This is a genomic window from Candidatus Falkowbacteria bacterium, from assembly GCA_013336275.1.
Lineage (GTDB): Bacteria > Patescibacteriota > Patescibacteriia > Patescibacteriales > GWE2-39-37 > JAAXUA01.
In genome coordinates this window covers 1-25,658 of record JAAXUA010000007.1, presented here as the reverse complement: position 1 = coordinate 25,658, position 25,658 = coordinate 1, and the positions used below count along the sequence as shown (strand labels likewise).

Sequence of the window (25,658 nt, the reverse complement as noted above, 5' to 3'; positions counted from 1 at the left end):
GTTATAACTTGATTTGCTTGACGACGCCGATCTTGCTGCCCAAAAACTTGACTCCCCGCTCGCCGAACTCCTTGGCCGATCCGGTAGTGAAATATTGGACCATGCCAAGACGGGTCAGGCTATCTCGTATCTCCGGATGCCGCCCCAGATATTTCAAGAAGCTTTCGGCGATCAATTTCGGCGGATTGATGATTTCGATGTTTGCAGGCAGAATATTCCTGATTTCAGCCGCCACCAATGGATAATGGGTACACCCGAGAATCAGGCTCTCTGCTCCTCCGGATATGACCGGCTCCAGACAGCGTCTCAATTCAGCATCGATTTCTGCGCCATCAACTTTTCCCGCTTCTATCAACCCGGCTAACCCGGGGCAAGCAGAGGCGATCACTTCCGTCTCCGGGGCAACCTTGACGATTTCCCGCTCATAAGCGCCTGAAGTCGCCGTGCCGACAGTTCCGATGACCCCGACCTTCTTATGCCCCTTATCGCGAACCGCTTCGGCTGACGGTATCAAAACTCCCAATACTTTCAACCCGGGAAAACGCTCCGGAACGATCTTTTGCTGGATCGCCCGCAAAGCTTCGCTTGAAGCCGTATTGCAGGCGATGATAATCACGCCGCAGCGTTGCGCTGCCAAGAACTCGACCGCTTGAGCGGTGAACTTTTCTATCTCTTCATGGGGACGATTGCCATAAGGCGCTCGGGCGCTATCGCCCAGGTAAACGAAGTCGTGGCTTTGCAGGACTTTCAACAATTCACCCATAACCGTCAACCCGCCGAAGCCGGAATCGAATATGCCGATGCGCATACTACTCGCCGATTACCCTGACGAACTGGCGCTTGCCGCGCTGGACCAGCATCGGCGCATGCTCGATATTCACATCCTTATTCACATCAGTTATAGCTTGCTCATTGATCTTGACGCCGCCCTGCTCAATCAAGCGCCTAGCCTCGCCTTTGCTTGCGGCCAGCTTCAATTCAACCAGCAGATCAATCAGCTTGATGTTCTTGATCGGCATCCGCACCGTCTCGACTTCGTCGGGAACTTCCTTTTTCTGGACCATCTTCACGAAATGGGCCTCCGCTTGTTTAGCCTTCTTCTCTCCATGATTGATGCGCGTCACTTCCAAAGCCAGGCGCATCTTGGCGTCGCGCGGATTCTTGCCGGTCTTGAGTTCTGCCCGCATGGCCTCGACTTCGGCTAGAGGGATATTAGTGCACAATTCGAAACCGTTCATGATGGCGCCGTCAGGCCAGGACATGATCTTGCCGTACATGTTTTCCGGCGACTCGTCCAAGGCCACGATATTGCCCTCGCTCTTGCCCATCTTTTTGCCGGTGTCATCGACCAGCAGCTTGGTGGTCAAGACGAACTTCTCTTTCATGCCGAGCGATTTCATCAAGTCGCGGCCGCACAGCATATTGAAGGTCTGGTCGTTGCCGCCGATCTCCATATCGACGTCCATGGCCACGCTATCATATCCTTGGGCCAGGGGATAAAGGAATTCATGCAGATGGATCGGCTTTTCCTCCTTGATGCGCTGCTGGAACATGTCGCGCACGATCAACTGGCCGACAGTGAAATGGGCGGCCAGCTCGATCAGGTCAGCGAAACTGATCTTATCTAGCCATTTGCTGTTGCGCAGCACCTTGGCCGGATTGTCGCCGGTGAATTTAATATATGCGCTGGCCTGCTTCTTGAAGTTCTTGCTATTGGCCACCACTTCTTCGCGAGTCAGCTTCTTGCGGGTCGCCTTCTTGTCTGTCGGATCGCCGATCGTCGCCGTAAAATCACCAATCAAAAAAATAATCTCATGACCCAAGGCCTGAAGCTGCCCCAGCTTATTAATCTGGATGGCATTGCCGATGTGCAGGGCCGGGGCGGTCGGGTCGAAGCCGCAATAGATTCGCAGGCGCTTGCCCGAGGTCAATTCTTTGGCCAAGAATTCACGGTTGGGATAAATGTTCTCGACGCCGCGAGACATGACTTCATTGATTTTCGCTTGATCAGTGACTACGTTCATATTATTGGAAAATGGATAATTATCGTTCTTCGCCTTCTTGAATAAATATAATATACCTGAATAATCACATTTTTGCAAATTATTGGCTAACCTTGAAAGAAAAACCGCCGGCTTGCAGTCGGCGGTTCAAAAAATCCAGTTTTGGGGGCTACAAAGATGAAGCAGCGGCTTCGTCCAGTACGACTACCAGGTTGGGGTGGCGCTGCAAAACGGTGGCTGGCACTCGTTGCCTGACGCGTCCGCGCAACGCCTCGCGCACGATACTCGCCTTTTCTTTGCCATCGGCCAAGAGCACGAGCTGCTTTGCTTCCATGATCGTTCCGATACCCATAGTCAGGCCCTGCTTCGGCACATCCTTGATACTCTTGAAGTTTTCCGCCTGTGCCCGGCGCGACTTGATCGTCAGATTAAGCAGATGGGTGCGCGACTTGAAACTCGTTCCCGGTTCGTTCCAGCCGATATGACCGTTGGCGCCGATGCCCAAAAGCTGCCAATCAATGCCCCCAGCGCTCTTGATCGCCTGCTCGAAGCGGTGGCACTCGGCCCTGAGATTCTTGGCGCGTCCGTCCAGCATGTTAATGTTCTTCGGCTGCAGGTCGGCCGCCTTGTCGAACAGATGCTTGCGCATGTAGTAGAACAAGCTGCCGCGGTCGGTGTCGTCCAATCCGGCGAATTCATCGAGATTGAACGTCTTCACGCTCTTGAAGCTTATGTCGCCGCGATGATATACCTTCAATATTTCATGATAGAATCCGATCGGCGTGTTGCCGGTAGCCAAGCCGAGCACGCTCGTCTTCTTGCGCTTCAGTTGCTTGATCGCCAAATCGGCAGCAATAATCGACATTTCGCGGTAATTTTTCGCCACGATGATTTCCATATTTTCCGAAAGAATAATTAATACTTACAGTCTATCACAAAATCGGCAAATAGTCGCCACGAATCACCCGATTTTTATTGGCTAAATCATTGAAAAAAATCACAGCGCCTGATATAATGGATACAGCATGAATACGAGATTGAAATTCAAAGCCAAAGAGCGAGCCGTGGTGATCGTGGCTCATCCGGACGACGAGACGATCTGGATGGGCGGTTTTATTTTGAAACACCCAGAACTCGACTGGACGATCATGGCGCTTTGCCGCGCTTCGGACGCCGACCGCGCGCCCAAGTTCAAGCGCGTCTGCGAGCGCCTCGGCGCGACCGCGATCATCGAAGACATGGACGACGAAGGCAACCTAGATTACGAGCAAACCGTGGCCGAGGCCGAACGTATCGTCACCAAGTATTTTTTCAACCTGCCGATCGACTACCTGTTTACCCACGGTGCCAACGGAGAGTACGGCCACGAGTCGCACATCGCCACGAATGAAGCGGTTAAGCATCTGCTTTCGGGCGGACAAATCAAAGCTAAGCGCGCCTTCTGTTTCAGCTATGTCAAAAAAAGCCAGAAACTATACGCAGAGCTTCGTCCGGCTGCTGCAGCCGACCTGACACTGGCACTCAGCAAGCGAGAATTCGAAGACAAGAAATCCATCATGACCAGCATCTACGGCTTTCACCCCGACGGCATCGATACCAATTACTGCACCAATCCGGAAGCGTTCAAGGAATTAAAATAACGGCTCTTTAGGAACTTTTGCAGGTTATAATCCGGTTTTCGGAAAAGTTTTTATCGCGCATACGTAATCGTCTAAGCAGGAAAAACTTTTCCGAAAGCCGGATTCACCAAAATTGTTAGCCTGCATAATTTTACGAAGAACCAAAATAATTTAGAGATAATTTAGGCATTACCAAAAAAGGAGATTGGTAACTAAAAATTATGAAAATTGCAGTTCTGTACTCCCACCCCGTCGAATCTGACGGCTTAAGTATCCAAGGCAACCTGATGTACCGCGGCTTGAAAGAGCTTGGCGTCGAGACGATCGCTTGCCACTACAACCCGAGCTTCCAGAAACAGTGGGTCTATGACGCCTTCAAACCCGATGTCGCTCTCGGTGTCGGCTGTTGGACCTACGCCCCCAACATCGTCTTTTCCCCGATGAACAATGGCGTAATACCTGTACCATGGTTCGTCGCCAACGGTTGGGTCGCCAATTACCACAAACAGCTGTCGAATCTGCCGCTCGTCTTCACCACTTCGAACTGGGTGACTGATACCTACAAGCGTGACGGCGTCGATACTAAGAATTTCGAGACTATGCCGATCGGTTTCGACCCGAAAGAGATTTTTCCGATCGACAAGAATGATCACAAGATCCAGACTTTGCGCAAGATGCTCGGCATCGCCCCGGATGAAAAGATGATCCTGACTATCGGCGGCGATGTGACTAGCAAGGGGGCGCAGGAAATGCTCAAAGCTCTAGCTATGGTCGATGAGGAATTCCCGAAATGGCGCTACGTCATGAAGACCTGGGAAAGCGAATCGGCCGAAATCCACCGCCGCGAAGAAGATGAGCTGATCGAGACCCTGGGAATCGACCGCGGCAAGATCAGCTATCTCTCCGGCGCCTTCTCCCACGACTTCATGCCTTACCTTATCGGTGCAGCCGACATCTACGCCGCCCCTTCACGGCTAGAGGGCTTTGGCATGATCCAGATGGAAGCCGAAGCCTGCGGCCGTCCGGTTGTTTCAATCAACGTCGGCGGGCCAGCTGACACAGTCATCCATGGCAAGACGGGCTACTTGGCCAGCATCGGCGAGACAGTCAAATTGGAATCTGAATGGGCCTGGGAACATATGGGCTTCGATGCCGATCACCGGATCCATTTCGAGGAGCCGAAAGTCTTTGCTTATCGGGCCAGCGTACCGGACTTAGCTAAATATACTTTAGATTTATTATCCAACGACAAGCTACGCGAAGAAATGGGACGCAACGCCGCTGACCACGCCTTAAAAAACTACCACTACGTCAAAGTTGCCGAAAAAGCTTACAACTCCATCAAAGGCAAGCTGAACCTCTCTTAAGACAATTTTAAGCAAAAAACCCCTCCAAATGGAGGGGTTTTTGTTATTATTGACAAATTTATCAAAATATGCTATATTAATAATACATAACCTGATCTTTCTATCTTCCTTAAAGGAGCGAACCATGAACAAAGTTGCCGACAAAATCCTGCTTTGCTGCATCGCCTTGATTGCAGCCCCCATTTGCCTGATCCAGGTCCCCGAAGTCTTCCTCTGGCCCTACCTTGATCGCAAGCTTGGGCCCCGTTTCGAACGATTCTGCCACTGGATCAACAAGCAAATGGGCCCCACAGCCCGCCTTAACCCCGCTCGCCTCCCCTAAAGGAAGCACACTCGAATCGCAAGGGCCTTCTCAAGAAGGCCCTGATTTTTTATCTGCCTTCCCTGATTATTGACAGGCCAAATAAAAAGTACCATACTTAATTTTGTCGTCATCATCCCATTGAAGGAGAAAGGACATGCCCTTTGCGAACCTAGGCCCTCTACCGATCGTATTCGTTGTCTCACTTATCCTGTTATTGCTATTCCTTTCCGAAGCATATATCCACCCCTGGATCAATCGTGCTTTGAACAAGCTGCTGACCAAGTTCAGCACCCAAGACAAGCCTGAACCCAAAGGCTACCATCGGCTCGAAGCCAAAGCTCGTGAAATCGAACGCAACACCGCGGCCCGCTAGGACCGCGTTTTTTTATTCGCAAAAAAAGATGAACCCCAGCGGGTCCATCGAATAACAATCAAAGGTCTTACTTTTTCCGGGAACGGAACGACGACATGTCGCACACCTTGGGCCGTACGGATGATGGCGTGACAGCCTGGCACTCCTTAGAAGAATCTTCCTCACCTTTGGGTGCAGGGTTTTTAATAACCGCCGGCGCTTCAGAATTGATCTTTTTGCAGTCATCGCTGTCACCCCGCAAGTATTCGTCGATGACCAGATAAACCTTGGCCCGTTCTCCGATGCCGCGCGTGCACTCATAGCAATACAGCTCGCAATCATTCATAAACCCCTTAAGCTCGAAAAAGTCATCAGAGGCGCCCTCCGGTTCCATCTCGAGCTCGCAGCGATACTCGCCAGCCGCTTCCATCATCAACTGGTGCTTAGCCAGAGCAATCCGCTCTTTCAGCTCCAGCCTCTTCTTGGGTGACTTCTCTTGCGAACAAACCTTGCACAGCTCCATGATTATGAGCAGCATAAATCACCTCCTGTAACGTTTGGGAAAGATGGTCTTGGAAAGAGCCGTCTCGATTATTTGAAATACAAGATTTTCTTCTGTTTTACGCATTCGTAGGCGTAGAGGTACAGCCCAGCCGACCAAGCCTGGTACGGTTCGCCCTTGGGTTCGCCCGTCTTGCCGTCCAGCCATTCATTGAATTCGTAACCCTCCTTCATGTCACGGATCTGCAGCTTCTGCATGTTGCTTTCGGCCAATCTCTCCAACTCCTTTTCCGCACGCTTGATCTGCCCGACCTTGACTAGGGCCGCCACATAAAGACCGCCGGTCCAGGGCCAAACGCCGGCATTGATATAATTCAACGGCGTGCGGGCATCGCAACGGTCGAAATACGGCTTCCAGGCCGGAGTTCCCGGCTCGAGCGGCGGCCAGATATTCTTGCAGGCATAAGGCTGATCAATACCTTCTTTTTCGATATGTTTCAGGATGCTCTTAGCGATGGCGGGGGTTGCCAAGCCGGTGATTATCGCCAGCAGATTAGCGCCCGTATCGAACCAATCCTCAGTCTCGCGATCGCCGCCATGGTCTTTCCAGGCCCAAGGACGATAAAAGCCGAGCTTACTATCATAAAGCGACAAGTACTTCTGCGTCTCGCCGTTTATGATGTGCCGGATATACTCAGCTAACGTGCCCTCGCCCGAGAGATGCAATAGCGCATACTGCAATGCCTGCGTGTGCATCACGCGGCCGTACTTATGAGGAAAAGCATCCATCCAGTCGGCTGTCGGCTGCTGGACAATTATTTTGTCATTGTTCGGATCCTGATATTTAAGCCAAGCCAGCGCCGCTTTGATATTGCGCTCATATTTGCGCAACAATGATTTGTCATTATACGCCTCGGCATAGACATAATGGCCGATAATATACCACTGGGGCGCATCGACAGAGTTGAAGGTCACGTCAGACTGGCGCTCTTCATTGTATGAGCCGACACAGTTAGGAATCAGACCCAGCTCCGTCTGGTTATCTGATAGAGTCACTATGCTATTCCTGAAAACCTCCTTGAATTCGGTGCCGACCAGTGAGGCTCCCAGCGAACAGGTCATCGAATCGCGCGCCCAGGTTGCCTCATAGCCGCCCTTAAGCCCGGAGGCATAGAACCCTTGCGGCCGGATGCATGCTCGAAGCACATCTACGGCCTTGGCGTAAGCTTGATCGACAATAGGCATATGAGTATTTTATTTTTGATAAAAGCGGTAGGTGTGCTCTCCGTTGATACACTTGAAGCTTTCGCCCTTGAGCGGTTCGAAGTACAGGGGTTTCAGTTTCTTCAGATTCTCGATCGCTTCGACCTCCATCGGCTTGTTCGGCCAGTCATTATAGCCGAACACGAATACCCCGCCCGGCTTCAGGATGTCATAAATTGCGGCGAAAGTGGTTTCGATATTTTTCGGGTCATCAAGTCCCCAGCCGAAAACTCCGTTCATGATAATCAAGTCGAAGGTATTGTTTTTGAAATGTTCCTTAAGCGTAACGACGTCAGCCGAAATGTGCTGTTCGGCGCCGAATTCATGGCCGTCTTCACGACGATCAAGCGTCCAAAGTTCGCGGCCTTCGAAAAAAAGATTATAGAAAGACTGATAATCTTCGCGTCCGATATCCAGGATGGCTTGCGGTTCAAATTCAGCTAGGATGTTCGGAAAAATTATCCTTTCGAGAACGTTACGATCCTCGAATTCATCTCTTTTATAATCGGCATTTTCAGCTATTATCTCATCAGCCAGCTGCTGATATTCGGCTAATTTGTTATTTTTCATTGGATTGATTACTGGATTAATTGGCGGGGATCTCTTTTTTGATTCCTAATGCGCACTCTGAGACATAAGGCACGGCAATGTCGTCTTGAACCTTCGTCCCTTTTTTGCATCGCAGCAGGGTGATCAGATATCTGCTGCTGTATCCGTCGATAATTGCCGTCTGGCTGACTTTCAAGAATTGATGCTTAGTGGGGTCGCCCTGGAACAGTTTAGGGTTACCATCGTTGAAATCGATGTATATCTCCTCATTGTCAACTTTTACTTGGCTATTGCTCTGGCTAAGTACGCTCAGGCCGGACGAGACCGAGCTTGACCCTGCGGTTCTGGAATTAGCGGCGCCTTCAGGAGAGGCCTCATCAGCCGCAGGCGAACGGAGGCCCAGCCACAAGAATAGCGGCAATGCCACTAGCACCGATACCGAGATGGCGATGATTACATTCTTGTTCACAGGTCGAAGATCTATGCCTATTTTATTATTTTCTCGACAGTAAGCCGGGCCAAAAGATATGAGATTGTCGACTCGGCTCCTTGATTGAAATTGATCGATTCCTTGCCCATGCCGTCATAACAGCCGCCCGTGGCTTCGTCATAAATCATCTGATTAAGATGATTCTTGCCCAAGAACCAATCGAAGGCGAGACTGGCCTGATCGGCGTATTCCTGCCTCTTGGTGACTTCGTAGGCGGCTGCCAGCGCTTCGACGGCCGAAGATGCGTCCTCGGGCTGCTGGTCGAAATATGCGCGGTTGCCGTCACGATGATACCAGCCATCTTGGCCGATGGCCGAGAAATAGTTGAACTCGAAACTCACCTTGCCCAGAAAGCCTAGGGTCTCTTCAGCGATTTTCAGGTAGTCCTTGTTTCCAGTTACCTGATACGTGCGTAGCAGGGCTTCCGGGAGCTTGAAATTAGAATAAGTCAGAAAATCCTCGAACCAAAGCCACTGCTTTTCCTGATTGATCGGCTCGCTCATCTGCGCCCGATATTTGTCCTTGAGGACGTCGGCCAGCTTCTTGATGATAGAGATAATCTGGGCTTCTCCCTTGGCGCCAGCGCAATAATAATTCTGCTGGGCGTAATACAGGCCGATAATGGCGAATGAGATCGCCCTTAGCGATTTCAGGTCAGGCAGGAATTTCAGCGACTTGAGCAATATCTTGCAGGCCTTCTTCTTGACGTCATCCGGAAGATTTTTCGTGCTGACCAGATAGCCGAGAGACCAGACGGCGCGTCCGATAGAATCCTCGCTTTCTGATTTATCGATTATCGTCTTGTTGTAGGCGACGAAATTATAGAACTTGCCGCTCGGCTGCTGCACGAAGTCGATGAAATCCAGATAGCGGGTAATATAGTCCTGGCATTCGCGAGTCGGTTTCTGGCGATAAAGCATGAGGAATGATAGCATGGCTCGCGTATTGTCATCCAGGCAATAGCCCGAAGTCGTGTCCGGTTTGGTATGGGTGGCGAATTGTATCATGCCGAACTTGTCGGTCAAAGTCTTGATCTGTCCGAGGTTGATGGCCGGCAATTTGCCTTGCTCACGCGGCACGATTTTGGCCTGCTCGTTGAAAACCTTGAAATATGATAAGGCTACATTCTGCCAGGTCATGTGGCGGGAATAGAAATATGCATTCTTCTTCATCTCTTTGCGCATCTTCTTGTCTTCCAGCATCTCGAACAAGGCCTTTTCGATGCTTTTGGCGCTCTTGAACTTGACCAAGATGCCCCGCTCGCTATTGATGACATCTTTAGCGTATTGATTGGCCGTCGCGACGATAGGGCAAGCGCACGACAACGCATAAGAGATGGTTCCGGAAACGGCCTGCAGCGGGTTCAGGGTCGGTGAGACATAGATATCAGTCGCCTTGAGGAATTCAATCAACTCCTCGAGGGTCAGATATTTGTCATAAAATTTCACATGATCTTCAAGCTGCAGTTTCTTGACCAGATTAATGAGCTTGTTGCGATAGACTTCTCCTTCCTCTTTGCGCACGACCGGATGGGTAGCGCCAAGAACCAGATAGACCACACTGGGGTACTTAGCCACGATTTTAGGCAGGGCCTCAATGGCATATTCGATGCCTTTGTCACGATTGAGCATGCCGAAGGTCGAAAGAACTGTCCTGCCTTCGAGATTAAGCTTCTTCTTAGCCTTCGTTTTCGATGGGAAAGCGATATGGTGGACGCCATGGGGGATGACCACGATCTTGTCGGCTGGAATATCATAAAGCGTCTGCAATAACTTCGACGCGCTCACGGTCATAACCACGATCTTGTCAGCCTTTTCCGCTATTTTCTGAGTCACCTTGATCAGCTTCTCGCGCTCGTCCCAGTCATCTGGATTTGGCAGGACCGTGTGCATGGTCAGGACGATCGGCTTCTTGATCAATTCCATGAACGGCAGGATGAATTCGCCCCACTCACCGCCATAAATGCCGTATTCGTGTTGGATGTTGACCAGCTTGATATCCGAAGAATTGTTGATCTCATTGGCAGCCACGATATAATCCTCCAGATCGTCATCATTGATCTGGACTGCGGTCTTCGGCGGGTAGTTGTACAGAGAAGTGCCATTCTTGTTCATGGCCACCACCTTGCTCTTCAGCGCCGGAGCAAACTCCTTGTCGATGGCATTGGTGAGATCTTGAGTGAAGGTGGCGATGCCGCACTCCCGTGGAGGGAAGGTGCTGACATACAGGATGCAAGGTGCTTTAGCTTTAGTCATATAGGATGGCGGCGAAGTAATTAAGCCAACAAACTGTTACTGGCTTGAGACTGTGTCACTGGCGCCATAGTGTTTTAAAACCTTAGTTTCAGCGAGTCTAGCTCGCGATATATTTGAAATGTGAAAATGATATCCGCTCTCTAAACATTGTATGCTCTATGCTAGCGATGTCAACCTTTTTTCCGCGTAAATAACAATAAAACAGCCAAGAGAACCCTCCTTGACTGCCCTTATGGATCTATTCGCGGATGCGATTTTTCAAAAGCTCGCCGACCAGCGCATCGATCTTGACGCTGGCGACAGCGATGCGCGAATCAGCCGCGCCGTAATAGACATAAAGCTTATCACGAAAAACGCTGGTGCCAGTAGGAAAGACGACCTGGCTGACATGGCCCCGCAGCTCATAGTCCTTTTCCGGCGACAGGATCGGATAGGGCAAGCGGGCGATCATCCGGCTCGGATTTTCCAAGTCGAACAACGCTGCACCACCATGATAGACGCGGCGCTTATTGGATTCTTCGGTTCCGTGATAAATCATCAGCCAGCCATGCTTGGTCCTGATCGGCGGCGCTCCGCCGCCGACATGGCGCTCCTCGAAACCGTGGGCATTCTCCAAAACCACGTATTTCGACATATTCATCAGATACTCTATCCAATAATACTCATCCTTAAGATCGGAAAAATCATTGAAATACGCCACCTGCATGTCTGGCAAAATACGATGAACCAGCACGAATTTGTTATTGATCTTTTCCGGATACAGATAGCCGTCCTTGTCCCAAATCTTTATATTCTTGCCGCCATATTGCTGGTAATAGGCCTGATAAAAATAGTAATCATCCTTGAGCTTGGAATAGCGGAAAAGTTTTCCGGCCTTATTATAGGGGACCTTGGGGCTGATAATGCCCCCTCGCTTAAGTTTCAGGATGTCCTTGCCATAAGAATAAGCCAAAAGCGCGTTCTTGCCGTCGTGGACAATGTAAATCAAATAATAAGTATCATCGATCTTGGTTATGCGAGGGTCTTCGATGCCGCGGCTTTCGCATTTGTACTGCGGATAAAGGAAAGGCTTGTTCCAGCGCTCGACGACCTTGGTCGGACCTTCAAGCCTGGCATAACCGAGACAAGACATATATTCCTTATCTATGGCTCTATAGACTATATGCACGTTCTTGCCGTCCTGAACCACTCCCGGATTGAGGACCGATTTATTTTCGAACGAATTCCTGGTTTTTTCGAGGATTACCCCCTCGCGTCGTAATTTCAACATAGCTAAATTATAACAAATTTTACGCTGACGGGCAAAAAAAAACAGGCCTTTCGGCCTGTTTTTTATGCTACTTCAGAGATTGTATGAATTGTTCTGCGCTTGATTTGAGGCTGGGGTCGATCTGAGCTGCTTTGTTGGCGGCAGCAGCGGCGGCCTCTTTATTGCCTAGCTGCCTTTGCGCTTCAGCCAAGCCGGTCCAAACTTTGATGTTGTCAGGATCAAGAGCTGTCAGCTGGGTCAGAACCTTGACTGCCCGATCATACTGCTTGGCCTTGAAATAGCGATTAAGCAGATCGCTCAGCTGCTGGCCCGAATACAACGTATCCGCCCCGCCGGAATCGACGCACTTATCCAGCCATTCATCGGCCAGTTTGGCCTGTCCGGCATAACCATAAACCTTGGCTAGCTGGCAGACACTGTCAGGAAACTTGTCATTCATCTCAACGGCATATTTCAGGATTTCGATCGCCTTGTCCTTATTTCCTCTAGAAAGATAAATTTGGGCCTTGATGAAATAAACGGTCGGACGGCGTGGCGTGGCGGCAATACATTGGTCGATCGCCTCCTCAGCTCGCTGCGAATAATATGAGAACTGCTGGGGATTATCGCTATAAAAGCCGGAGGTCAGGTTGAGTATCTGAGCTAGGATCATCAGATTGAAACTGTCTTGGCGGTTGTGCGCGACATTCTTCTCTGACAATTCGATGGCATATTGCAGATACCCGAGCGCTTGCTCTTTAGGCATCTTTGAAAGCAGGTCTGTGCGTTGCAACATCAGCTGGACGAAAGTATTGCGGCTATCGCGATCAAGCACTGTATCATATTCATAGGCCTTCTTATAGGCGTCGACCGCGGCTGGCAGGTTTCCCGAGGCGGCTGCGGCCTGGCCAGCGATGGTCAGGTCAAGCATCTTGTAGACCTTGATATTATACTGGTAAGCGATCGAAACGACCACGATAAAGATTGCGGTCAAGGCAAAAAACTGTTTGTTAGTGATATCTCCCGAGGCGGTTTTGCCCGCTCCGGTTGCCACGATGGCAGACTCTTGCTCTTTATAACCGTCCGGCCGGGATAGCTTATAGATATATCCGAAAAGTATCATCAGGCACAAGTAGGTGATGAACGAATCGAAAAGCACGATATTCTGGATGAAATAGGCCGCCAAAAGACCCAGAAGAAGCGTAAACTCCATCAAGCCGATTTCCTTTCTACGGAAGAAGCGTATCAGATAATATACGATGGCGGCGAAGATGGAGAGATAGGCTGTTACGCCAAGGATGCCGGTCGTGGACAGGATATCGACCACGTTATTATGGGCGTGATCGAAGTAAGTCTCGCCGCGGGACCAGTTATAGAAAGAAGGGTCGAAGTACTTATCAAAACTGATGGCGTAGTTTCCGTACCCCGTACCGAGCAGCCAATGATTCGGCAGATCCTTGAAGCCGGAACGCCAGGAAATCAGGCGCGTCTGGAAAGTATTCGACTTCAAGTCGATATAAGCTATTCGATTGAACAGCTGATTGCTCTTGACCCAGTCGCTCTGGCTATTGGCAAAAATCAAGCCGATGCCCATGACGAAGAAAATCGCCAAACCGATGCTGCCGAACTTGATTTTCTTGCTCTGGTTATACATCGCTAACAGGAAAAGCATCAAGAGGATGCTGATTCCGAGTCCGACAAAAGCGCCACGGGTGCCGGCATTTTTCATCGAGATCAGCATTAATATCATCGAGATCGAATAACCGATCCGCAGAGCCCAGCTCTTCTGCCGGAAAAAGAGAATCAATGCGAAAAAGATGTTGAAAATCATCTGTCCGCTGACATATGAAGTATTGCCAAGCGTCCCAAAGGCCGCTTTGGCGTTGGCCGCTTGGGAAATCGTATAAAAGGACTGGATGGTGGCAGCGGCAACAGAGACCATCAGCAGATTGCGCCACTCAGGCCAGCCCTTGAAAACCGTAATGATTATCAGGTAAAGCGCGAGAAAGTGCAGGAGGTGGAAGACGCCCAGCATACGCTCGATATCGCCCCAAAAGCTCAAATTGAAATCTACTCCGCTGAAGCAAGACGCAGTCAAAATGGCAAAAAAGGCTAAAACGCTCAGGGTTAGCCAATCACGAGTCAGCTTGCGTTTGCCGGCGCCGAAAGGACGCCAAGCCGGGAATTTGACAATGAAAGCTATCCAAACCATGAACAACGCCTCGATCAGCAGGTTGAAAGGGATCTGCTTCGAGGTGATGTACGGGAAAAGCAGGTTGTCAAAAACGAAAAACGTGGTTAAAAAAGTCAGATAAACGCCGCCACGCAAGACGTTCAAGTAGATCTTTTCGGACATAATTATGCTTAATTTCTAATTAACTAAGATTTGCTAACTGCTCCTTGAGCTTTGCCGCTTCAGCCTCCCAGACCGCAAGTTTTTCCTTTTCCTTTTCGACAACCGCTGCCGGCGCCCGTTCAACAAACTCCTTATTGCTTAATTTGCCTTTAGTCGCGCCGATTATCTTATCAAGGTTGGCAATCTCCTTGCCGATACGCTCCTTCTCTTTAGCCTCATCGAGGGCGCCGATCAGATAAATTCCGATATCACCCACGGCCGCAAAAATTGCTTTGTCGATTTTTTCTCCGCTCGCCTTTATTTCCAATTCATCAATTCCGGTACGCAAGTTCTTGATCAAGGCCGACTGGCCTTCGATCATTTCTTTGGCCGCGCCCGCGTAAATAACCGCCTTTATCTTTTTAGCCGGTTCTATCCTGTTTTCGCTCCTCGCATTACGGATGGCAATGACCGTGTTCTTCGCATATTTTTCAAACAGGTGTGCCTCAGCGTCGTTCGTGCCTACTGCAGCCTCATATGCTGCCGCAGATGGCCACTCTTTCACTATTAGCGCCTCTAAGCCGAAGATGTCACGCCAGACAACCTCTGTCACGAACGGGATGAATGGGTGCCACAACTTTACCAGATCTTTCAATACTAAGTCTAATATATATTGCTTGTTATCATGTTTCTCAAACTTGCTGACTTCAAGATACCAATCAGCCAGGTCGTCCCAGGTGAAAGTACGCAGTTTTTCACTGGCTTGGGCAAACTGAAAGTTTTCAAAATCCTCAGTCACCTCGACAATCAGGCTGCGCATCTTTTCCAGTATCCACTTGTCAGCAAGTGTCAGGCTATCCGTGTCCAACACAGCAGATGAAGACTGCGTCTGCTTGATATACCGCGAAATATTCCATAACTTGTTCACAAGATTCCTAGCTCCCTCAACCTTCTCTTCATAATAGCGCGCGTCATTTCCGGGGGTGACGCCGGAAAGCAGGCTCAGGCGCAAGGCGTCGGTTCCGAATTTGCCGATGACTTCGAGCGGATCGACATTGTTACCGGAAGACTTGGAAAATTTCCTGCCTTTGTCGTCGCGCAATATCCCGTGGATATAAACATCTTTGAACGGTATCTCGTCGAGAGTATAGGTCGTCATCAAAATCATTCGAGCCATCCAGAAGAACAGGATTTCATAACCCATCTGCATCCAACTGGTGGGGTGAAAGGTCTTGAGCGAATCAGTCTTATCAGGCCAGCCGAGCGTGGAAAAGGTCCACAACCCGGAAGAGAACCAAGTGTCGAGAGTGTCTTCATCCTGAACCCAGCCCTCACCGGCCGGAGCGGTCAAGCCGCAGTATGTCTCATGGCCATTATACCAGACCGGGATGCGGTGCCCCCACCAGATCTGACGGCTGATGCACCAATCTCGCAGGTTATCGATCCAGTTCATATACACCTTCTCGAACCGCTCGGGCCTGATGGTTATCTTCTGCTCGGCCTTGCCCTGATGTCCGACAGTTACCGCTTCGCGCATCAGATCCTTAAGGCTTTTGCCGCGCCCAGGGATAGGCTTATTGACGTCAACGAACCATTGGGTCATGGGCAGGGCCTCGACAATATCGCCGAAACGGTCCGATGTACCGACATTCTGAGTTATATCTTCTTCCTTCTCCATCAACCCATTATCATTGAGCCAAGCGACTACTTCCTGCCTAGCCTGCTCCGCCGTTTTGCCAGCATAGCCGTCGGCGCTTCGCATCATCAAGCCGTCATGGCCAATAACCTGCACGAGCTCTATCGGCTGCCCCTTGGCTTTCTGCTTCTCATACATCTCGAAATCGATCGCGCTGTGGGCTGGCGTTACACCCAGCGCCCCGGTGCCGAATTTCGGGTCGACGTTTTCGTCGGCAATTATCATTATTTTCAAATCGACCGCCCCGCCGAAGCCTTTGACATCAAAGACTTGGCCGATGTATTGCTTGTATCGCTCATCTTCCGGATGGACTGCTACTGCCGTATCGCCCAATTTCGTTTCCGGTCTGGTCGAGGCGATGGTTATCGGAAAATCCTTGCTATATTTGAAAGTATAGAACTTGGCCGTTCTTTCGACATGAACTAGCTCGTCGTCGGAGCAGGTCGACTGCCCCTTCACCGACCAATTGACTACCCGGTATCCGCGGTAAATCAAACCGTCGTGGTACATGCGCACAAAGACCTCGTTCACCGACCGGTTACGCTTTTCGTCGAATGTATATGAAAGCCTCGACCAGTCGCAACTAGTCCCCATCTTCCTGATCTGCGAAAGGATTGTCGTCTTTGACCCTTCGGCATATTCCCTGATTTTTTCCAGCAAGCCTTCGCGGCCAAGCGCTTCACGCGGATTCGCGACTCCCTGGTCCATCAGTATCTTCTCGACCTTGGCTTGCGTCGCAACAGCCGCATGGTCGGTACCAGGCAAAAGCAGGACCTTCTTGCCGCGCATCCTTTGATAACGGGCCATAACATCCATCAAAGAGTTTTCCAAGGCATGGCCGAGGTGCAGAACGCCGGTGACGTTGGGTGGCGGCATCATGATGGAATAAGGATCGCCAGCAAGATTATCAGGATTAAAGAAACCCGATTCTTCCCATTTTTTATAAACACCATCTTCATACAAAGATGGTTCGAATGATTTGGCGATTTCGCCGTTGATTTGCGTTTCTTCTTGGGTCATGTTTTCCTTATTTATACATGAACCATAACAAAATAAGCCTAATTTTGCAAGAAAAAACCGTATTTTGAGCCGGTTCTGACTCCTTGACACCACCTCATTCATCAGGTATATTGATTTACTAATCAAAAAACATCCGCCATCCGGTGGGTTTTATTATGTTGAACCAATCCCAGCAATTCCTTGAAAGGATACGCAAATCTGAAAAAATACTAATCGTCTTCAATAAGAACTGGAGTGGTGACGCCGTCGCCTCAGCTTTGGCTCTTTATCATTTCCTTAAAAAAACCGGAAAACAGGCGGAAATTCTGGCCGAAGCCAACCAGGCCGGCCAAGTTTACCGCTTTCTCCCCGGATTCGACCAAATACAGAACCGCCCAGCCGATGGACGCGACCTAGTCGTTTCAGTCAAGTTAGAAGACTCGGAAATCGCCCAAGTAAGACACCAACTCTTGGCAGATAAGCTGGAGCTCCGCATTACCCCGGTTCGAGGTTCCATAAAACCCGAGGACGTATCGGCTAAAATCGGCGCGTTCCCTTATGACCTCATCATCTCCGTTGATAGCCGCGACCTCGAATCTCTCGGCCAAGTATATGAAGACAATCCGGAGCTGTTTTACCACGCTCCAATCATCAATATCGACAACCACCCAGCCAATGAAGAATTCGGCCAGATCAATTTGATCGAGCTGACGGCCGTATCGACCACAGAAATCCTTTTCAATCTTTTTAACGAACTCGACCGCCAGATGATCGATGAAGACCTGGCAACCTGTTTGCTGACCGGTATCATCGCCAAAACCCGCAGTTTCAAAACATCGAATGTGACGCCCGCCGCCCTAACCACTGTGGCTCAGCTCATTTCCCTGGGCGGAAGGCGCGATGAGATCATCAATCAGCTCTACCGTTCGCGCAACCTTTCAGTGCTGAAACTATGGGGAGTGACCTTGGCACGGCTAAAAAGCACGCTTGAACACAGTTTGGTCTGGTCCCTGGTAACGGCTGAGGATTTCAAAAAAACAGGCACCACCCCAACCGACTTGGCTGAAGTGGTTGAAGAACTGATAGTTAATATCCCCCAGGCTAAGGCCATCGCCCTGCTATACGAGGAACCTGGGGCTGAAAAAATGGCAAGCTCGATCCAGCTTTATGCGATAAAGAACTTGAACGCTTTGGCCCTGCTTAAGGAATTTTCCCCGAACGGCAATAAATATCTAGCTCACTGCCGAATGGAGCAAAGTTTGCAAAAACTTGAAGAAATAACCATTGCCAACCTGACAGAAAAACTGAAAGCCCTGCCCCTTGATTAGTCTTTACATATATATTTTTTTCGGCTATATTATATTTGCCGAATCAGTCGGCTTTTTGTTTACAATTTGCCATAAATGGACGATTAGCTCAGTTGGTTAGAGCGCTACATTGACATTGTAGAGGTCAGAGGTTCGAATCCTCTATCGTCCACAGATTTTATAGCCGGCTTCATGCCGGCTTTAAAATATGTTGAAGATAGAGTAACGAGAAGCTCTTTTTGGCGTGGGGCTTCCGCCCCGCAGTTTATGCCCCGTAGGGGTAAATCCTCTATCGTCCACAGATTTATTATGAAACCGCCCCACTGGCGGTTTTTGCTTGTTTTTTTTGCCGGTTACCTTACAATATATAAGAATACGCTCCCATAGCTCAGGGGTTAGAGCACCGCTCTTATAAAGCGGGGGTCGATGGTTCAAATCCATCTGGGAGCACAATTATTTCTACTTCTCTGCGAGCATAAAAAAATTCAGTCAGAATTCAAGCGGAGGCCAAGGAGAATGCGGCACTGTTTGAGCGCTAGCGAGTTTGCCGCATTCCCTATGGCCGGAGTGCGGAATTCTGGTGAATTTTTTTCCTGCTCGCGATTTTTGGTCACTTTTTTTAAAAAAGTGACCCCCGCCGGGGAGGCGCCGCCGGAGGCAAAGTATTGCCCTTGCTTGAATGAGGTAAAAAATACTATAATATAGACATAAAAAAACAAAACTAAACCTATGCCCATCTTCAATAAGAAGGCAACTCAACCAGCCGACTGGTCCGAGGAGATCAATCTGCTGAATAAACAAGACGAAGAGGACCAATGGATGGATGGCGACTTTGAGGAAGGCCAACTGTCGATTGACGTTTACCAGACTCCGGACAGCCTTATCGTCAAATCGACAATCGCCGGCGTTAAGCCTGAAGATATTGATATTTCGGTAAACAACGACCTCCTGACCATCCGTGGGAAAAGAGACATGGATGAAAGCATCATGGACGAAGATTATCTTTTTCGCGAATGCTATTGGGGCGCTTTTTCCCGCTCAATCATCTTGCCAGTCGAAGTAAAGGCTGATAAGATTGAAGCCTACCTGGAAAGCGGTGTCCTGACCGTGACTTTGCCTAAATTAAAGAAGGTCAAGCAGGTAACTGTCAAAGTAAAAGAACGCTAATTATGATACACCGACTCATATTGGAGCGGATTGAAGATGATAGGGTCATCCTCCTTACGGAAGACCACCAGATGATTACCCTGCCAGCATCAATTATGCCGACCAATATTACAACGGGTCAGCAAATTTACTGCGAACTCAAAACTAGCTTGATTGAGGGTCCGGCAGACGAGCATTTGGCAAAAGCCGTACTGAACGAGCTATTAAAAACCGACGAACAATAACCATGTTTCACAAAGAAGGCCAGCTATCCATCCCGCCATGGTTGCTAACGACAGCAATCATTTTTTTTACTTTGCTGGTAGGCACCGCCGGGACGTACGGCTGGTATGATTGGCGCTACTCCGACCAGGTATTCAACGGCGTGCGCCTAGGCAAGACCGATGTTAGTGGCAAGACTGCGGATGAAATCAACCAGTTGCTCAAGCAAACGATAAATACGCTCGAAGAATCGGGAATCCAGATTAAATACGGCAGCCAATCTGCGACCCTGCTGCCAACCGCTGCTTCGACCGACGCTGAGATCGCTTACGCCCTGATTGACATTGATGGCGAGGCCACCACCGACCAGCTATTAAGCTACGGACGCAGCGGCAGCTTTTTCAAGCAGCTCAACGATCGATTCTCGGCAATAGTTTCGGGCGTGTCAGTCGAACCCAAATATGCCATAAACCAGACCGAAGTCAGAAAGTTTCTAGAAAAAAACTTTTCAGGCTTCGTTAAGACTGGACAGGATGCTCAATTGGTATTCGATCCGCTTGCCAAAGATGATAATTTCTTCACTATTTCCCCTGAAAAATCCGGACAGACCTTCAATTATGAACAGGCTATTACGCAACTAGGATTCCATGTCGCCTGGCTGGATTTCAGCCCGATAGAGCTCGGCATCATCGAGCAGCAGCCCGCAATCCGTAAAAACGACATTGCCAACGCCAACCTATTGGCCACGGAATATCTGAACCTTGCGCCATTGAAGCTTAAGGCGGCCAGTTCGACCTGGACCGTCAGTAAGACTCAACTCGGCTCCTGGCTTGGCTTAAATAGAGCGGCTGGAATATCTGGTCAACCTGGTCCGATTGTTGTCGGATTGAACAAAGAAAATGTCAGCAAATACCTAATGGACAAGGTCGCCGCAAGTTTCGACCAACCTGCCGCTTCTGCCAAGTTCCAAATCACTAACGGTCGCGTCACCGCCTTTCAATCAAATAAAGACGGCCGGCAGATTGATCAGGAGGCGAGCTTGAACGCCATAGAAACTGAATTTATTGAAAAACGATCCCAACAGATTGAGCTTATAACAAAGAAGCTTGTCAGTGAAGCAACCGCCTCGAGTTCGGACAACTTGGGTATTACTGAAATCATCGGCACCGGCTATTCTAATTTTTCCGGTTCGCCTCAGAATCGCCGACACAATATCCGCACCGGCGCCAATGCTCTGAACGGTCTCTTGATCAAGCCCGGTGATACTTTTTCCGTCATGAAGAATTTGGGAGAAATCGACGCCTCAACGGGGTATCTGCCCGAGCTGGTCATAAAGGGCAACAAAACAACGCCCGAATTCGGGGGCGGCCTTTGCCAGGTCGGGACTACAATGTTCCGCGCCGCCCTCGCTTCGGGATTGCCGATCAATGAAAGGCGCAACCACTCATACCGGGTAAGCTACTACGAACCCGCCGGCACCGATGCTACCCTATATGACCCCGCTCCGGATCTTAAATTCACCAACGACACCGGCAACTACGTGTTAATCCAATCACGCATCGAGGGTAACAGTCTGTACTTCGATATGTGGGGCACATCGGATGGCCGCGTAGCCACTCGGACATATCCGACGATTTACAATATCGTAAAACCCAAAGCGACCAAGATAATCGAGACGACCGACTTGGCTCCAGGCAAGAAGAAGTGCACTGAAAAAGCCCACAACGGCGCCGATGCTTATTTTGATTACAAAGTAATCTACCCCAACGGCGAGGAAAAGAAAAAAAGATTCTCATCACATTATGTGCCGTGGCAAGAAGTATGCTTGGTCGGCGTCAAATCTCTAAGCAAAGCTACGAGTACGCCCAGCTCCGCCGCCAGCAGCACTCCGATAAAAACAGACGGCATAAAATCATCATCGACTGCGCCATCGATTTAGAGAACTGTTGATAACTTGTATAATAAAAACTCCGCACATGGCGGAGTTTTTATTATACAAAAAAAGATCATCTTAAGCGGGTAGGCAAGAAAATTTCCTTCAGGAGACACCCAGTAAAAAACCAAGCGAAACCTGAAAAGAAAATCCCCATGCTTGTCGTGCCTAGCCCGCTCAAAACGACCTTTAATATTCTGTTTTCAAACTGATTTGTTATCTTAGCACAAGCCTGCAACTTTGTCAAGGGTCTTGGGTGTATTTTACTACAATTTAGCTAATATTAAACAAAATATATTTTAATGCCTCGCATCCTTCCCCCTATTTAATGTTACACTTTTAACTCACTTTTGTTTCCTAAAAATCTGCTATGAACTCACCGCCCAATACATCCTGGAATCATATCTATTCTTACGCTATTGAAATTTAGCATCTATAGATTAAAAAATAATTAAGAAACTTGCCGTGCGGCTGATCGCACGCGACAACTTTTTGATCGCTCTTTTTCCATTGAGAGTTTGGCGATTTTTCTCTATAATATAATTAAGATGATAATCGTGCGACGTGCATCATGCCGCACGCAAGGAAAGGAGGTGAAAAAAATGGCAACCAAGAAAAAACCAGCTGCCAAGAAAGTAGTCAAGAAGGCAGTAAAAAAGCCGGCCGCCAAGAAGGCAGTCGTCAAAAAAGCTGTTAAGAAGGCTCCGGCAAAAAAGAAAGTCGCGACCAAAAAAGTCGCTGCCAAAAAGCCGGCCGCAAAAAAACCAGCTGCCAAGAAAGTAGTCAAGAAGGCAGTAAAAAAGCCGGCCAAAAAGGTAGCAAAGAAAAAGAAATAAAATTTCTTTTCTCCTCGCCAATCATTTGGCGGGCGAAATAATTACGATCGCCAGCTGCTTGGCGAGAGGAGGAAACAAAAACCCCGATAAAATCGGGGTTTTTGTTATGCAATGTTCTTAAAACAATCTCTTCTGTCCTTTGCCGGGTGTTTCGTCTTCATTAAAAATCGACACTTCTCCGTATTGCCCGTCGAAGCCGGGCTTGATGATCAACTCTCCCGAGCGTACTCGACGGACGCCTTCGGCGATCACATCATTAGCTACGGCAGCAATCTGATCTATCGGCTTTTCCAACAAAATCTCCAGCTCGCTACCCAGACTGCCGATCATCAGAGCATACATCTCCTGAACCTTCCTGGAAGAACGGCTCTTCACTCCGCTCGCTGCAGCGATAATCTTATCCAATTCGATCAGCTTCTTAAACCCTGGAGCACCTGGCAGCACGAAGCCTTCAGGCCGCTCCGCCAAATCTCCGACACGGGACAAAACACCGATAACTAAAGGCTTTTTACAGACAGGGCAAATGCCTCCGTGCTTCGCAGTTTCGATCGGATGTGAGCTGAAAGCGCAATCCCTGTGCCCATCGAAATGATACATTCCTTCTTCGGGATAAAACTCGAGGGTAAAGTCCATACCGGTCTTGTTCCTTATCGCCTGATACAGGGCCTCGTATGATACCTCGGGTAAATCAAAAATGTTGCATTCTCTTCCCAGATTCGGCAAGGAATGTGCATCTGAATTTGATAGCAAAGTCAGGCTGTCCAGCTGGCTGACGCGCCAATTCATCTCCGGGTCAGATGACAGGCCGGTTTCGTATGCGAAGATGTGCTCAGCCTGATCTTTGAAACAATCAGCTAACGAATCATAGCCCGATTTTGAACCGAAAACGGAAAACCACGGCGTCCATATATGGGCTGGGTACACCAGAAAATGCGGATGGATAGAAAGGCAGAGCTTTACCAAGTCATTCGCCGGTAGTCCTAGAATCGGGCGGCCGTCAGACTTAAGATTAAAACGCCTGCCCAGCTGGTCGTTCAATGTTTTGGCGCTCGCCAAATCAGGTGCTTGAACCATGATATGCAGCCGCCGAGTCCGGTCGCCATCCTTATAAATCAACGCCAATTCCGTGGACAAGACGAACCTGATATCTTGAATGCCGCCAGAGCACAGCCGATAAAGCCCCGAGGACCCATCTTCCTCCAGTTCTTTTTCTATCGCAGCGAACCAGGCCGGGTGAGTAAAATCTCCGGTCGCAACCAGGTCGATGCCTTTGGTCGCGCAGGTTCCGGCAATCTTAGGCAGCTCCAAATCACGCGAACATGCGCGCGAGTACTTGGAGTGGATATGCAGATCAGCGACTATTCTCATGGTTATAAGGCGAAGATTATTTTGGCTATCTTATCGCTGTCATGACGTATCAGCGTACGGTGGACCTTGTCGCCGTTAGGGCGCCGATAGACTCTCCGAGCTATAAGATTATCACCCACTAGCTTCAAACGGCTATTTTTCGGCAATTCGCCCAGTTCAACCATGTGTTCGCCTTCACGGCTATACTTCCTTAGTTGTTCGGCGCTTGGCCGCTGGGTGTTATAGACGATCGCATCGATGGTATTGCGTCCGAGATATTGGTCCAGAACCTCGACATGATCCATAACCGTGAAGTTATCAGTCAAACCGAGTGAACTCATCAGGTTAGCCACATATATTTTCTGACCGCGAGATTCGCGGATCGCTTTGGCTACGCCGGAAACCAGCAGGTTGGGGATGATTGATAGAAACAAGTTACCTGGGTTGATGACAATCTTATCGGCTCGGCGGATGGCCTTGATGGCTTCAGCATTGGCCTTGGCTCGAGGGCTAAGCCACAATTTCTTTATATCGTTTGGATGAGCCTGTTCTATCTTGTACTGTCCCGCGATAACCTTGCCGCCTTTCAGTTCAGCCACCAGCTTGGTATCGGCGAGCGTGACGGGAATAACCTGGCCCTGGATACGCAGAATCATGCCAGCTTCCTTGACTGCCTTGCCGAAGTCGCCAGTCATCTTTTCCAAAGTGGAGAGGAAGATATTGCCGAAGCTGTGTCCGGACAAACCGCCATGGGAATAGCGATAGTTAAAAAGCTCAAGCAGGGTCTTGCGCGATTCAGACAGGGCCACCAGGCACTGCCGCACGTCGCCAGGTGGCAGCACCCCTAATTCATCGCGCAATACGCCAGTGGAGCCACCGTCGTCGGCCATACTGACAATTGCCGATAGTTCGACGGGATAATATTTCAACCCCGACAAGACCGTAAAGCTGCCCGTCCCTCCGCCGATTGTAACTATTTTCTGCTTTTTCACACGTTTGGAAATGATGTTTTATTGCTTTAAAGATATCATCTGTGAGCCGAATTTACAATAAAAAAACAGGGTCGGCTAAATGCCGACCCTTATGGGCGCTATTAATTTTCTTGTATTCACAAATAAAAGCCGCATAAAGCGGCTTTTATAGAATTGCTAGATAGCAAGGTCCTGGCGCTGGTCTACTTTTCCAGGGCTCAGGCCCAAGTATCATCGACGCTGAGAGGCTTAACTTCCGTGTTCGAGATGGGAACGGGTGTGACCCTCCCGCTTGAAGCACCAAGACTCTGTTATCTAGCGATGTTGCATACTGATCAAGACAATCAAATGTACTTTCAAAGTAAGAATGTGGGAAAATCTAATGGAATATTAGTAACGCTCGGCTGAATGTATTGCTACACTTGCACCTGCGTCCTATCAACGTCATAGTCTCTAACGTTCCTATGAAATCTAATCTTGAGAACGGCTTCACGCTTATATGCTTTCAGCGTTTATCCAAACCGGAGAGTAGCTACCCAGCAATGCCCTTGGTAGAACAGCTGGTACACCAGAGCTCCGTCCCCCCTGGTCCTCTCGTACTAAGGAGGGGCTCTCTCAAATTTCCACGACTGTAGCAGATAGGAGACCAACCTGTCTTACGACGGTCTGAACCCAGCTCGCGTGCCGCTTTAATTGGCGAACAGCCAAACCCTTGGGAGCTTCTTCACCCCCAGGATGCGACGAGCCGACATCGAGGTGCCGAACCACGCCGTCGCTGTGGACGCTTGGGCGTGACTAGCCTGTTATCCCCGGAGTAGCTTTTATCCGATGAGCTTCCACCATCCTATATTGAATGGTCGGATCACTAAGTTCTGCTTTCGCAACTGCTCGACTCGTGGGTCTCGCAGTAAAGC

At 49.4% G+C, this 25,658-nt stretch carries 22 protein-coding genes, 2 tRNA genes and 2 rRNA genes; 11 read left to right on the top strand and 15 right to left on the bottom strand.

The genetic code is table 11. The annotated features are described in order from the left end of the window. Window position 1: 1 nt before the first annotated feature. The 3 genes from murI to nagB form a co-directional block, all read right to left on the bottom strand. Window positions 2-808, bottom strand: coding sequence for a glutamate racemase (murI, locus tag HGA34_05390; GenBank protein ID NTW22937.1), 807 nt, complete (start codon window positions 806-808; stop codon window positions 2-4). 1 nt (window position 809) lies between these two features. After that, on the bottom strand, window positions 810-2,024 hold the full coding sequence (locus HGA34_05385) for a tyrosine--tRNA ligase (protein NTW22936.1): 1,215 nt from the start codon (window positions 2,022-2,024) through the stop codon (window positions 810-812). Window positions 2,025-2,172: 148 nt separating this feature from the next. Further along, window positions 2,173-2,901: a glucosamine-6-phosphate deaminase gene (gene nagB, locus HGA34_05380; protein ID NTW22935.1), complete on the bottom strand. Its 729-nt coding sequence runs from the start codon at window positions 2,899-2,901 to the stop codon at window positions 2,173-2,175. A gap of 127 nt (window positions 2,902-3,028) precedes the next feature. Here nagB and HGA34_05375 point away from each other — a divergent pair, with 127 nt between their 5' ends. The 4 genes from HGA34_05375 (at window position 3,029) to HGA34_05360 (ending at window position 5,666) form a co-directional block, all read left to right on the top strand. Next, window positions 3,029-3,643 carry a PIG-L family deacetylase gene (locus HGA34_05375; GenBank protein ID NTW22934.1) on the top strand — a complete coding sequence of 205 codons (615 nt, stop codon included), beginning with the start codon at window positions 3,029-3,031 and terminating at the stop codon, window positions 3,641-3,643. A 200-nt stretch (window positions 3,644-3,843) separates the two neighbouring features. After that, a complete protein-coding gene (locus HGA34_05370; protein ID NTW22933.1) occupies window positions 3,844-4,989 on the top strand; it encodes a glycosyltransferase family 4 protein in 1,146 nt (381 codons plus the stop codon). A 124-nt stretch (window positions 4,990-5,113) separates the two neighbouring features. Next, window positions 5,114-5,311: a hypothetical protein gene (locus tag HGA34_05365; protein NTW22932.1), complete on the top strand. Its 198-nt coding sequence runs from the start codon at window positions 5,114-5,116 to the stop codon at window positions 5,309-5,311. A 136-nt stretch (window positions 5,312-5,447) separates the two neighbouring features. After that, complete coding sequence (locus HGA34_05360) at window positions 5,448-5,666, top strand: hypothetical protein (protein ID NTW22931.1); 219 nt, start codon at window positions 5,448-5,450, stop codon at window positions 5,664-5,666. 67 nt (window positions 5,667-5,733) lie between these two features. Here the strand turns inward: HGA34_05360 and HGA34_05355 are convergent, their stop codons facing one another. The 8 genes from HGA34_05355 to HGA34_05320 all read right to left on the bottom strand — a co-directional run bounded on the left by HGA34_05355 (window position 5,734) and on the right by HGA34_05320 (window position 17,003). After that, the gene (locus HGA34_05355) at window positions 5,734-6,183 is read right to left on the bottom strand and encodes a hypothetical protein (protein NTW22930.1); all 450 of its coding nucleotides are present in this window, start codon (window positions 6,181-6,183) and stop codon (window positions 5,734-5,736) included. A 53-nt stretch (window positions 6,184-6,236) separates the two neighbouring features. Beyond that, window positions 6,237-7,391: a hypothetical protein gene (locus tag HGA34_05350; GenBank protein ID NTW22929.1), complete on the bottom strand. Its 1,155-nt coding sequence runs from the start codon at window positions 7,389-7,391 to the stop codon at window positions 6,237-6,239. Between the two features lie 9 nt (window positions 7,392-7,400). Then, a complete protein-coding gene (locus HGA34_05345) occupies window positions 7,401-7,979 on the bottom strand; it encodes a class I SAM-dependent methyltransferase (protein NTW22928.1) in 579 nt (192 codons plus the stop codon). A 16-nt stretch (window positions 7,980-7,995) separates the two neighbouring features. Then, window positions 7,996-8,427 carry a hypothetical protein gene (locus HGA34_05340; GenBank protein ID NTW22927.1) on the bottom strand — a complete coding sequence of 144 codons (432 nt, stop codon included), beginning with the start codon at window positions 8,425-8,427 and terminating at the stop codon, window positions 7,996-7,998. 17 nt (window positions 8,428-8,444) lie between these two features. Beyond that, on the bottom strand, window positions 8,445-10,703 hold the full coding sequence (locus HGA34_05335) for a glycosyltransferase (GenBank protein ID NTW22926.1): 2,259 nt from the start codon (window positions 10,701-10,703) through the stop codon (window positions 8,445-8,447). Window positions 10,704-10,941: 238 nt separating this feature from the next. Further along, window positions 10,942-11,973, bottom strand: a complete 1,032-nt coding sequence (locus tag HGA34_05330; GenBank protein ID NTW22925.1) for a pesticidal protein Cry7Aa — start codon at window positions 11,971-11,973, stop codon at window positions 10,942-10,944. A 67-nt stretch (window positions 11,974-12,040) separates the two neighbouring features. Continuing rightward, window positions 12,041-14,308 carry a tetratricopeptide repeat protein gene (locus HGA34_05325; protein NTW22924.1) on the bottom strand — a complete coding sequence of 756 codons (2,268 nt, stop codon included), beginning with the start codon at window positions 14,306-14,308 and terminating at the stop codon, window positions 12,041-12,043. A gap of 19 nt (window positions 14,309-14,327) precedes the next feature. After that, window positions 14,328-17,003 (bottom strand): valine--tRNA ligase, encoded by a 2,676-nt coding sequence (locus HGA34_05320; protein NTW22923.1) that lies wholly within the window; start codon window positions 17,001-17,003, stop codon window positions 14,328-14,330. Between the two features lie 155 nt (window positions 17,004-17,158). Between HGA34_05320 and HGA34_05315 the strand changes: the two genes are divergently transcribed. From HGA34_05315 to HGA34_05285, 7 genes are all read left to right on the top strand, one after another. After that, a complete protein-coding gene (locus HGA34_05315) occupies window positions 17,159-18,310 on the top strand; it encodes a hypothetical protein (protein ID NTW22922.1) in 1,152 nt (383 codons plus the stop codon). A gap of 77 nt (window positions 18,311-18,387) precedes the next feature. Further along, a tRNA-Val gene (locus HGA34_05310) sits at window positions 18,388-18,461 on the top strand. A 205-nt stretch (window positions 18,462-18,666) separates the two neighbouring features. After that, window positions 18,667-18,739, top strand: a tRNA-Ile gene (locus HGA34_05305). Between the two features lie 279 nt (window positions 18,740-19,018). Further along, window positions 19,019-19,456, top strand: a complete 438-nt coding sequence (locus HGA34_05300; protein NTW22921.1) for an Hsp20/alpha crystallin family protein — start codon at window positions 19,019-19,021, stop codon at window positions 19,454-19,456. A gap of 2 nt (window positions 19,457-19,458) precedes the next feature. After that, a complete protein-coding gene (locus HGA34_05295) occupies window positions 19,459-19,680 on the top strand; it encodes a hypothetical protein (protein NTW22920.1) in 222 nt (73 codons plus the stop codon). A gap of 2 nt (window positions 19,681-19,682) precedes the next feature. Continuing rightward, on the top strand, window positions 19,683-21,596 hold the full coding sequence (locus tag HGA34_05290; GenBank protein ID NTW22919.1) for a hypothetical protein: 1,914 nt from the start codon (window positions 19,683-19,685) through the stop codon (window positions 21,594-21,596). Window positions 21,597-22,192: 596 nt separating this feature from the next. After that, window positions 22,193-22,426, top strand: a complete 234-nt coding sequence (locus tag HGA34_05285; protein NTW22918.1) for a histone H1 — start codon at window positions 22,193-22,195, stop codon at window positions 22,424-22,426. A 117-nt stretch (window positions 22,427-22,543) separates the two neighbouring features. On the opposite strand, the gene HGA34_05280 is transcribed toward HGA34_05285, so the two are convergent. The 4 genes from HGA34_05280 to HGA34_05265 form a co-directional block, all read right to left on the bottom strand. Beyond that, the gene (locus HGA34_05280) at window positions 22,544-23,794 is read right to left on the bottom strand and encodes a DNA helicase UvrD (protein ID NTW22917.1); all 1,251 of its coding nucleotides are present in this window, start codon (window positions 23,792-23,794) and stop codon (window positions 22,544-22,546) included. 2 nt (window positions 23,795-23,796) lie between these two features. Next, window positions 23,797-24,765: a YvcK family protein gene (locus HGA34_05275; GenBank protein ID NTW22916.1), complete on the bottom strand. Its 969-nt coding sequence runs from the start codon at window positions 24,763-24,765 to the stop codon at window positions 23,797-23,799. Between the two features lie 169 nt (window positions 24,766-24,934). Next, window positions 24,935-25,049: ribosomal RNA gene (gene rrf, locus HGA34_05270) — 5S ribosomal RNA — on the bottom strand. Between the two features lie 67 nt (window positions 25,050-25,116). Continuing rightward, window positions 25,117-25,658, bottom strand: a 23S ribosomal RNA gene (locus tag HGA34_05265); the annotation flags it as partial.

Bases quoted from the DNA above. Each gene is read 5' to 3' on its own strand.
- murI (NTW22937.1), bottom strand. From the start codon at position 808: ATGCGCATCGGCATATTCGATTCCGGCTTCGGCGGGTTGACGGTTATG.
- HGA34_05385 (NTW22936.1), bottom strand. From the start codon at position 2,024: ATGAACGTAGTCACTGATCAAGCGAAAATCAATGAAGTCATGTCTCGC.
- nagB (NTW22935.1), bottom strand. From the start codon at position 2,901: ATGGAAATCATCGTGGCGAAAAATTACCGCGAAATGTCGATTATTGCT.
- HGA34_05375 (NTW22934.1), top strand. From the start codon at position 3,029: ATGAATACGAGATTGAAATTCAAAGCCAAAGAGCGAGCCGTGGTGATC.
- HGA34_05370 (NTW22933.1), top strand. From the start codon at position 3,844: ATGAAAATTGCAGTTCTGTACTCCCACCCCGTCGAATCTGACGGCTTA.
- HGA34_05365 (NTW22932.1), top strand. From the start codon at position 5,114: ATGAACAAAGTTGCCGACAAAATCCTGCTTTGCTGCATCGCCTTGATT.
- HGA34_05360 (NTW22931.1), top strand. From the start codon at position 5,448: ATGCCCTTTGCGAACCTAGGCCCTCTACCGATCGTATTCGTTGTCTCA.
- HGA34_05355 (NTW22930.1), bottom strand. From the start codon at position 6,183: ATGCTGCTCATAATCATGGAGCTGTGCAAGGTTTGTTCGCAAGAGAAG.
- HGA34_05350 (NTW22929.1), bottom strand. From the start codon at position 7,391: ATGCCTATTGTCGATCAAGCTTACGCCAAGGCCGTAGATGTGCTTCGA.
- HGA34_05345 (NTW22928.1), bottom strand. From the start codon at position 7,979: ATGAAAAATAACAAATTAGCCGAATATCAGCAGCTGGCTGATGAGATA.
- HGA34_05335 (NTW22926.1), bottom strand. From the start codon at position 10,703: ATGACTAAAGCTAAAGCACCTTGCATCCTGTATGTCAGCACCTTCCCT.
- HGA34_05330 (NTW22925.1), bottom strand. From the start codon at position 11,973: ATGTTGAAATTACGACGCGAGGGGGTAATCCTCGAAAAAACCAGGAAT.
- HGA34_05325 (NTW22924.1), bottom strand. From the start codon at position 14,308: ATGTCCGAAAAGATCTACTTGAACGTCTTGCGTGGCGGCGTTTATCTG.
- HGA34_05320 (NTW22923.1), bottom strand. From the start codon at position 17,003: ATGACCCAAGAAGAAACGCAAATCAACGGCGAAATCGCCAAATCATTC.
- HGA34_05315 (NTW22922.1), top strand. From the start codon at position 17,159: ATGTTGAACCAATCCCAGCAATTCCTTGAAAGGATACGCAAATCTGAA.
- HGA34_05300 (NTW22921.1), top strand. From the start codon at position 19,019: ATGCCCATCTTCAATAAGAAGGCAACTCAACCAGCCGACTGGTCCGAG.
- HGA34_05295 (NTW22920.1), top strand. From the start codon at position 19,459: ATGATACACCGACTCATATTGGAGCGGATTGAAGATGATAGGGTCATC.
- HGA34_05290 (NTW22919.1), top strand. From the start codon at position 19,683: ATGTTTCACAAAGAAGGCCAGCTATCCATCCCGCCATGGTTGCTAACG.
- HGA34_05285 (NTW22918.1), top strand. From the start codon at position 22,193: ATGGCAACCAAGAAAAAACCAGCTGCCAAGAAAGTAGTCAAGAAGGCA.
- HGA34_05280 (NTW22917.1), bottom strand. From the start codon at position 23,794: ATGAGAATAGTCGCTGATCTGCATATCCACTCCAAGTACTCGCGCGCA.